General features: G+C 71.1%; 8 protein-coding genes. 5 read left to right on the top strand and 3 right to left on the bottom strand.

Annotated features, from left to right (window positions below):
* The first annotated feature begins 410 nt into the window (after nucleotides 1-410).
* Genes PV350_RS26900 through PV350_RS26890 form a run of 3 tightly spaced genes read left to right on the top strand, consistent with a single transcriptional unit; the run spans nucleotide 411 to nucleotide 3,288 of the window.
* Complete coding sequence (locus PV350_RS26900; protein WP_499509854.1) at nucleotides 411-1,100, top strand: MtrA family response regulator transcription factor; 690 nt, start codon at nucleotides 411-413, stop codon at nucleotides 1,098-1,100.
* Entirely contained in the window at nucleotides 1,097-2,704 is a 1,608-nt protein-coding gene (locus tag PV350_RS26895; protein WP_500336537.1) for a sensor histidine kinase, read from the top strand. Before PV350_RS26900 ends, PV350_RS26895 begins: the two co-directional genes overlap by 4 nt.
* On the top strand, nucleotides 2,701-3,288 hold the full coding sequence (locus PV350_RS26890) for a hypothetical protein (RefSeq protein ID WP_499509856.1): 588 nt from the start codon (nucleotides 2,701-2,703) through the stop codon (nucleotides 3,286-3,288). The genes PV350_RS26895 and PV350_RS26890 overlap by 4 nt, the downstream gene beginning before the upstream one ends.
* Before the next feature lie 27 nt (nucleotides 3,289-3,315).
* On the opposite strand, the gene PV350_RS26885 is transcribed toward PV350_RS26890, so the two are convergent.
* A complete protein-coding gene (locus PV350_RS26885) occupies nucleotides 3,316-4,068 on the bottom strand; it encodes an SDR family NAD(P)-dependent oxidoreductase (protein ID WP_500336535.1) in 753 nt (250 codons plus the stop codon).
* Nucleotides 4,069-4,119: 51 nt separating this feature from the next.
* Complete coding sequence (locus tag PV350_RS26880) at nucleotides 4,120-4,557, bottom strand: TIGR03618 family F420-dependent PPOX class oxidoreductase (RefSeq protein WP_500336533.1); 438 nt, start codon at nucleotides 4,555-4,557, stop codon at nucleotides 4,120-4,122.
* Between the two features lie 295 nt (nucleotides 4,558-4,852).
* On the opposite strand from PV350_RS26880, the gene PV350_RS26875 reads away from it, so the two are divergent.
* On the top strand, nucleotides 4,853-6,175 hold the full coding sequence (locus tag PV350_RS26875) for an epoxide hydrolase family protein (protein ID WP_499509859.1): 1,323 nt from the start codon (nucleotides 4,853-4,855) through the stop codon (nucleotides 6,173-6,175).
* Between the two features lie 157 nt (nucleotides 6,176-6,332).
* On the opposite strand, the gene PV350_RS26870 is transcribed toward PV350_RS26875, so the two are convergent.
* Nucleotides 6,333-6,785, bottom strand: a complete 453-nt coding sequence (locus PV350_RS26870) for a DUF6228 family protein (RefSeq protein ID WP_500336531.1) — start codon at nucleotides 6,783-6,785, stop codon at nucleotides 6,333-6,335.
* Between the two features lie 336 nt (nucleotides 6,786-7,121).
* Here PV350_RS26870 and PV350_RS26865 point away from each other — a divergent pair, with 336 nt between their 5' ends.
* Entirely contained in the window at nucleotides 7,122-7,997 is an 876-nt protein-coding gene (locus tag PV350_RS26865) for a glycosyltransferase family 2 protein (RefSeq protein ID WP_500336530.1), read from the top strand.
* Nucleotides 7,998-8,054: the final 57 nt, after the last annotated feature.

Genomic DNA, 8,054 nt, shown 5'->3' with positions numbered 1-8,054 from the left:
GGTCGGTGTGGGTGTGGGAGTCGGGGTGGGGGTGACGTGCACCACGCTCCGCGGGCGCGGGGCGCCGCTCGACGCGTCACTTCGCCCGTCGTCCAGGAAGAACGCGACGGAGCCGAGCAGCCCTGCGACCACCAGCATGGCGACCAGATAGCCCCGGCCCCGGCGGCGCGGACGGCGCCTGCGACGGGAGGACCGGTGGCGTCCGGCACGGTGGGATGAATGCATGGCAGCTCAAACTGGTCATTTCAGATGATCGCCATGAGCTCACGCCATCACGAAACGATAACGAGCGGCCTTCCGGTGACCCCCGGCGCCAGCCTCACACCCCACGTATGACCCTTGTGTAACAGCTCCCGGGAGGGCCCCTTCCCCGGCCCGGTCACCGATCGCGATCTGCTTACACTGTCGGCGTGCCACGAGTCCTTATTGTCGAAGACGACCCGGATGTCCGGAAGGCCGTCCAGCTGGGGCTGCGCCACCAGGGACACGAGGTCTTCGCCGCCGGAACGGGTGAAGAGGGATTGGAACAGCTCCGTCCCTTCCACCCGGACGTCGTCGTGCTCGACCTCATGCTGCCCGGGATGTCCGGTCTCGACGTGTGCCGCCGAATACGCGACCGCGACCAGGTGCCGATCATCATGGTCACCGCCAAGGGCGACGACATCGACGTGGTCGTGGGGCTCGAGGCGGGCGCGGACGACTACGTCGTCAAGCCCGTGCAGGCCCGGGTGCTCGACGCGCGCATACGGGCCGTGCTGCGCCGGCAGGACGCGTCGGTCTCCGACGCCGTCCGCCCCAGGGCGGAGTCCCACGGCGAGCTGGCCATCGACCGGGCCGGACTCGTGGTGACGCACCGAGGTGAACCCGTCGCGCTCGCCCCCTCGGAGCTCCGGCTGCTGCTGACCCTGTCGGCCTCGCCCGGGCAGGTCTTCAGCCGCCAGCAACTGCTGGAAGCGGTCTGGGAGCACAGCTACTACGGCGACATACGCCTCGTGGACGCCTGCGTGAAACGACTGCGCGGCAAGCTCGGCGAGCTCGGCGGCGCTCCCCGGTACATCCAGACCGTACGCGGCTTCGGTTACCGCTTCGGTACCGCGTGAGCCGCCGGGGATCCGTACGGCCGCGCAAGGCCGTGCGGCAGCGCGAAGCCGCGGCGACCGGCCAGGGCCCCCGGTGGACGCGCTTCCACCGCGCGGCACTGGCGAAGCTCCCGCTCCCGCTGCGGGGCCTGCGCTCCCGGCTCGTCGTGGCCTTCGTCCTGGTGACCATGGCCGGAGCGCTGAGCACCGGAGCCGTCACCTTCCGGGAGGCGCGCAACGGCGTGCTGCAGCAGAGCCAGGACGCCGTCATCCAGCAGTTCCGGGCCAGCGTCGACGCCGTGGCCGAATACACCCCCACGAACCCGGACCAGTCGGACCTGCAGACGGCGGTGAACCAGGTGACCCGCGCCAACCAGTCCCAGGGTTGGCGGGTCATGGCCACGTACGGCGACCTCCGCGCCTGGGTGGTGGGCGCGGAGTTCGACATGCTCAGCCCGGAACTGCGCCGGAGCGTGGCGACCAAACGCGCCGCGGTGTTCCAGCGGGTGACCACCGACGGGCGTCCCTGGCTCGTCGTCGGGCTGCCGGTCACGTACACCGGCGGCGAGGAGAAGGAGCCCCAACTGTCAGGGCTCGTGATGTACCTGGTGGTGCCGCAGGACACCGAGGAGGCCTACGTCAGGGCGATGGTCAGCGCCATCGAGCACGCCTCCCTGGTCGCGCTGGGCCTCGCCGTCGTCCTGGCGCTGCTGGCCGCACGAGGTGTCCTCCGTCCCGTACGGGCGCTGCGCGGGGCGACGCGCCGGATGGCCGAAGGCCACCTCGACGTCCGCCTGGCCGTCAACGGTTCCGACGAACTGGCCGACCTCTCGGAGTCCTTCAACCACACGGCGGCCGAACTGGAGCGTTCGGTCGCGGAGTTGCGCCGTCTGGAGGCCCAGGCGCGCCGCTTCGTCGCGGACGTCTCCCACGAACTGCGGACGCCGCTGGCGGCGATGACGGCGGTCACCGACGTGCTCGACGAGAACGCCCTGCGGCTGGACCTGGAGACCGGCGAGGCGCTGCGGCTGATCAGCGAGGGGACCAGCCGGCTGAGCGGGCTGGTGAACGACCTGATGGAGATCTCCCGCTTCGACGCGGGCGCGGCCGAACTCAACGTGGACGAGATCGATCTGGCCGACTTCGTGCAGCACACCCTCGCGGCCCGGGGCTGGCAGGGCCAGGTCGAGACCCACCTGCCCCCGCCCGGTGTGCTCCGGACCCGCGTGGATCCGCGCCGGCTCGACGTGGTGCTGGCCAACCTGGTCGGCAACGCGCTGCGGCACGGGGCGCCGCCGGTACGGCTGACCATGAGCGTGCGGGAGGAGCGGGCGGACGTGGCGTGGGCCGTCATCGAGGTGACCGACAACGGGAAGGGCATCGCCGAGGACGCCATGCCGCACATCTTCGAACGCTTCTACAAGGCGAACAGCACACGGACCAGGAGCGAGAGCAGCGGTCTGGGCCTCGCCATCACGGCGGAGAACGTGCACCTGCACGGAGGGCGCATCACCGTGGCCAACCTGCCCTGGGGCGGCGCGGCGTTCACCGTCGAACTCCCCCTGCACCGCGACTCGGCGGCCGACGGCGACGACACCGACGACGTGATCGAAGGTGCCTGGTGAAGGGCGCGCGCGTCGCGGCGCTGACAGCCGGGCTCGCCGCCGGGCTCACGCTGGCGGGCTGCGGAGTCCCGCCGTCCGACGTCATCGAGGCCGGCGCGCCGGCGAGCGGCATGTTCTACGCCCCCGATCCCGCGGTGGCGGCCCCCGTGTCCCTGTATTTCCTGCTCAACGGCGATCCGACGCCCGTCGGCCGCAAGCTCGCCGATCCTTCGGACGTTGCGGCCGCCGTGCGCTTGTTGTTCGACGGACCGGCCGGAGGCGAGGCCGACAAGGTCACCACGGAGCTGCCGCACCTCGCGGTCGCACCGGAGGTGACGGTCGGCAAGACCGGCCTCGTCTCCGTCCGGCTCCCCGAGGGCATCCCTCCCCTCAGCCACCCGGCCATGCTGCAGCTGGCGTGCACGGTGTCCCACGTGGGTGGGTCCTCCGCCACGCTGCCCTCGGTCTCGGGCGGAGGCGGCGCCGCCGCGTCTCCTTCCGTCGCCGTGCGGGACTCCCTGTTGTACAAGGGCGTCGATGTGCGCGGGGACGGATGGACGATGACGCAGTCGGCCGACGCCTGCCCCGACGCGGACCGCTCGTAGGCAGGGCCTGCGCTCCCCCGGACCTGGTCAGACCTGGACGGTGCCGCCGTCGACGAACAGTTCCGTGCCCGTGACGAAGCGGCTCTGGTCGGACGCGAGGAAGAGGACCACGTCGGCGACGTCGTCCGGGACGCCGATGCGGCCGAGCGGGATCCGCGAGACCAGGAGCTCCTTCATGCGTCGCCCCTCCTCCGTGCCCGCCCCGAGCGCCTGGTCGAGCTGAGGCGTGTCGATCGTGCCCGGGCTGATGGCGTTGACGCGGATGGCCCGGTCCTTGAGCTCGTTGGCCCAGGTGCGCGCGAAGGACCGGATCGCCGCCTTCGTCGCCGAGTAGACGCCGAAGCCCTCGGGTCCCTCGACCGTCCAGATCGAGGCCGTGAGGATGACGGACGCGCCATCGTTCAGCAGCGGCAGGACCTTCTGCACGGTGAAGACCGTGCCCTTCACGTTCACGCCGAGGAGGAGGTCGAGGTGCTCCTCCGTGACCTCCGCGAGCGGAGCCCGCTCCCCCACCCCGGCGTTCGCGTGCAGCACGTCGACCCGGCGGCCGTCCGCGGCGATGCGCTCGCAGAGCCGGTCCAGGTCGGCGGGGACGGCGACGTCGCCACGGACGCCGGTCGCCGCGGGCCCGATGAGCGCCACGGCGGCGTCGAGCTCCTCCTGCCGCCGGCCCATGACGTAGACGTGGGCCCCCTCCTCGGCGAAGCGACGGGCGCCGGCAAGGCCGATCCCCGTCGAGCCGCCGGTCACCACGGCCGTCTTCCCCTCGAGTCGTCCCATCAGGTCTCCTCAGCCGGCCCTCGGTGTCGCCGCGCTCCCGGCGGCCGGCGTTCAGACGCCGTAGATCCGTTCGGGTCGCACCAGCACGGCCGCCCGGCGTTCGGCGGCCATGACCTCGTCGTACGCGTCCCAGTCGTCGTGGGTGCCGCCCGCCGCGGTGAAGATCTCCCGCAGCAGCAGGCGCCTGCCCTCCGCGTCGACCGCCGGATGCGGGTCGTCGGGACCGATGATCTCGGCGTCGCCTTCCACCGTCAGCCAGTGCCATCCGGAGCGCACGCTCGCGGCGAGCCGGGGACGCCGCCTGAGGTTGGCGAGCTTGACCTTGCCGTAGGTCACGAACGCCACCACGTCCGGGCCGGACACCGGATGCCGCATGACCCCGAGGTTGACCACGGAGGACTGGATGCTCCGGTCGGCACGCAGCGTCGACACCACACCGAGGCCCTGCTCGGTGCGGGCCAGCTCCGCGAATTCGTCCAACGTCGCCACTGTCGTCCCCTGCCTGTTGCGGTGCGCTCCGGAACAACGATGACACGCGATCGCGACGCGGACCTGCCGGCCTCCATGCCGCCCCAGGGCCGGGCCCGACCCTGAGTTGCGGAGCAACAGAGCGCCACATAGCGTCTCATTCCATCGCAATACCCTCATATCGGATATCGGCCTGGTTCTCCCGCCCCGCACCTGGCGATCGCGCATTCCGTGCGGCATCTCCCGCCGACTCCGACGAGGTACGTGCACGCCCACGACGCTTCCCTCCCGGGAAACGGACGACCGGAGATCTGCCATGCCCGACATTGCCCGTCTGCTTTCCCGGCGAAAGCTCCTGCTCACCTCCGCCGGCGCGATGACCGCGGCGACCACGGGGGCCGTCGGCATGGCCTCGCGGACGCCGGACGCGGTGCGGGAGCGGGCGGCGGAGGGCACCGGCATCCGGCCCTTCCACGTCGACATCCCGGAGGCGGATCTCGCCGAGCTCCGCCGACGCGTCAACGGGACGCGGTGGCCCGACCGCGAGACCGTCCCCGACCAGTCGCAGGGCGTCCAGCTGGCGACGATGCGCGATCTCACGCGCTACTGGGGAAGCGACTACGACTGGCGGAAGATCGAGGCGAAGCTCAATTCCCTGCCGCAGTTCAAGACCAGGATCGACGGGCTCGACATCCACTTCATCCACGTCCGGTCCCGCCACCAGGACGCGCTCCCGATGATCCTGACCCACGGCTGGCCGGGCTCGGTCCTGGAGTTCCTCAAGGTCATCGACCCCCTGACCAACCCCACCGCCCACGGCGGCCGCGCGCAGGACGCGTTCGACGTCGTCATCCCCTCGATGCCCGGGTACGGCTTCTCCGAGCGGCCCACCACCACCGGCTGGAACCCCAGCCGCATCGCCCGCGCCTGGGCCGTGCTGATGCAGCGTCTGGGATACACGCGCTACGTCTCCCAGGGCGGCGACTGGGGCGCGGTGGTGTCGGACAAGATGGCGGCGCAGAAGCCTCCCGGGCTGATCGGCATCCACGTCAACATGCCGGCGACCGTGCCGCCGGACATCGCGAAGAAGCTCGCCTGCGGCGACCCGACCCCGTCCGGCCTGTCCGCCGACGAGAAGGCCGCCTACGACAAGCTCAACGCCTTCTACAAGACCGGCTCGGGCTACTCCGCGATGATGGTCACCCGCCCGCAGACCGAGGGGTACGGGCTGACGGACTCCCCCGCCGGGCTGGCCGCCTGGATGTACGACAAGATCGCCGCCTGGACCGACAGCGACGGCGACCCGCAGCGGGTGCTCACCAAGGACGAGATCCTCAACGACATCAGCCTCTACTGGCTCACCAACACCGCGGTCTCCTCCTCCCGCCTCTACTGGGAGAACAACGCCAACAACTTCAACGCGGTGTCGATCTCGATCCCCGCCGCCATCACCGTGTTCCCCGGCGAGATCTACCAGGCACCGCTCAGCTGGGCGGAAGACGCCTACCACGACCTCATCTACTACAACAAGGCTCCGCGGGGCGGCCACTTCGCGGCCTGGGAGGTCCCGGACATCTTCACCAGGGAACTCCGCGCCGCGTTCTCGGCACTGCGCAACCCCGGAACGCCGGGCAAGTAGCCGTCACGGACGGCCTCGCGGTGGCTCATCACCGCGAGGCCGCATCCCCATGTTCCGAGCAAGGGGGTCCCCACCCGCAATGCTTGCTCGGTCAAATAATTGAACAGCACGGCATAAATACGTTCAAGTAGCTTGATCCCCCATCAACTCGTGCGACTCACGCCGGAGGCTCGGCCTCCAGGAAGGCACGCAGTTCCATGGCGAGGTTGCGCATGTCCTCTCCAGGGGCGTGATCGGTCGTCGCCTCGAAATGCCACTCGTCGTCGGGCAATCGGTCGTGCAGCCCCCATGTCAACCGGACCCGCGATCCCGTGTGCTCGGCCGACAGCGTCAGGTCCCGCTCCAGCGAGCGCCACGTCCGGGCACCGGCCCACCCACGGGACCCATCCGCCGGCTCCGCCAGGAAGTCGTGCAGCCCGTCGCCGCCCCACGTCCTCACCATGACCTCGACCCGGACCCATTGGCCCTGCGCCGTCACGAGGAAGTCGCGCATCGGATCGTCCCGCTCCGACGGGAACGAACGCGTCAACCCGTGGAAGCGCAGCTCGACCCCCCGGGAGCCCTCCCCGCCCACGCGGACCGCGGGACACGCCTCGTCGTCGTCCACCATGACCGCAGGCTACGAGGATCCGGCCCAGTGATGCCGTGGGGGGGCGTCGGGTGCCCCGACCGTGCGGCGCGGCAGGCCGGCGGCTCAGCGGTGCCGCACCCACACGTTCGGCTCCACCAGCGTGCCCCGATCGGCGCCGTGATCGATCACCAGTGGCCCGATGGCTGCACGTCTGCGGACCCACAACGCCGGAGCGTACGCCGCGCCGAACGCCGGGTGCCGGGATTTTCGGCGACGCCCTGTGGCGCCGGGGTTGGGCGGTACCGCACGAGGGGTGTGCGGAGCGCGGGGCGGTTAGCATCGCGAGGACCACTCCCGGACGAACGGAGTTCACCCGTGGGCCACCTGCGCATCGGGGTTGCCGTCCTCACCATGGGCAACCGGCCCGCCGAACTCGATGCGTTGCTGGCCTCGGTCGCCACGCAGAATCTGCCGCCGGCGCGGGTCGTCGTGGTGGGCAACGGGTCCCCGCTGCCGGCGCTGCCGGACGGGGTGACCGGGGTGGTCCTCCCGGAGAACCTGGGGGTGGCGGGTGGTCGCAACGTGGCCCTGCAACGGCTGCGGCAGTTCGGGGATGTCGACGTGGTGGTCGACCTGGACGACGACGGGCTGCTGATCGAGACGGACGTCTTCCGCCGTTTGGCGGAGCTGTACCGCCGGGACGCGCGGCTGGGCATCGTGTCGTTCCGGATCGCGGACGAACTCGGCCGCACGCAGCGGCGGCACGTGCCGCGGCTACGGGCGTCGGACCCCATGCGCGGTGGTCTGGTGACGACGTTCCTCGGCGGAGGGCACGCGTTGTCGATGCGGATGCTGGAGGAGGTCGGCGGCTGGCCGGACGCGTTCTTCTACGCCCACGAGGAGACCGATCTGGCGTGGCGGGCGCTGGATGCGGGCTGGCGGATCCGCTACGCGCCGGAGCTGGTGCTGCAGCACCCATGGACGTCGCCGACACGGCATGCGGTGTTCTACCGGATGGTGGCCCGGAACCGGGTGTGGCTGGCCAGACGGCGTCTCCCGACCGCCCTGGTGCCGGCGTACCTGGGGGTGTGGGCGGTGCTCACGGTGCTCAAGCGGCCGTCACCGGAGGGACTTCGGGCCTGGTGGGGCGGCTTCATGGAGGGTGTTCGCACGCCGTGCGGGGCCCGGAGGCCCATGCGGTGGCGCACCGTCGCGCGGATGACCGCCCTGGGCCGCCCCCCGGTGGTGTGATGTGATCACACAGGGCCCGGTGACGGGCTCCGGTGACCAGCACGACAGGAGAGGTGC

It is taken from the genome of Streptomyces sp. PA03-6a (genome assembly GCF_033792765.1).
In the GTDB taxonomy this organism is placed as follows: domain Bacteria; phylum Actinomycetota; class Actinomycetes; order Streptomycetales; family Streptomycetaceae; genus Actinacidiphila.
The sequence above is the reverse complement of the archived record's forward strand: the minus strand, read 5'-3'. Positions and strand labels throughout refer to the sequence as shown.

Excerpts from the sequence above, each read along its gene's own strand:
- PV350_RS26870 (WP_500336531.1), bottom strand. The coding sequence starts at position 6,785 with ATGGTGGACGACGACGAGGCGTGTCCCGCGGTCCGCGTGGGCGGGGAG.
- PV350_RS26875 (WP_499509859.1), top strand. The coding sequence starts at position 4,853 with ATGCCCGACATTGCCCGTCTGCTTTCCCGGCGAAAGCTCCTGCTCACC.
- PV350_RS26885 (WP_500336535.1), bottom strand. The coding sequence starts at position 4,068 with ATGGGACGACTCGAGGGGAAGACGGCCGTGGTGACCGGCGGCTCGACG.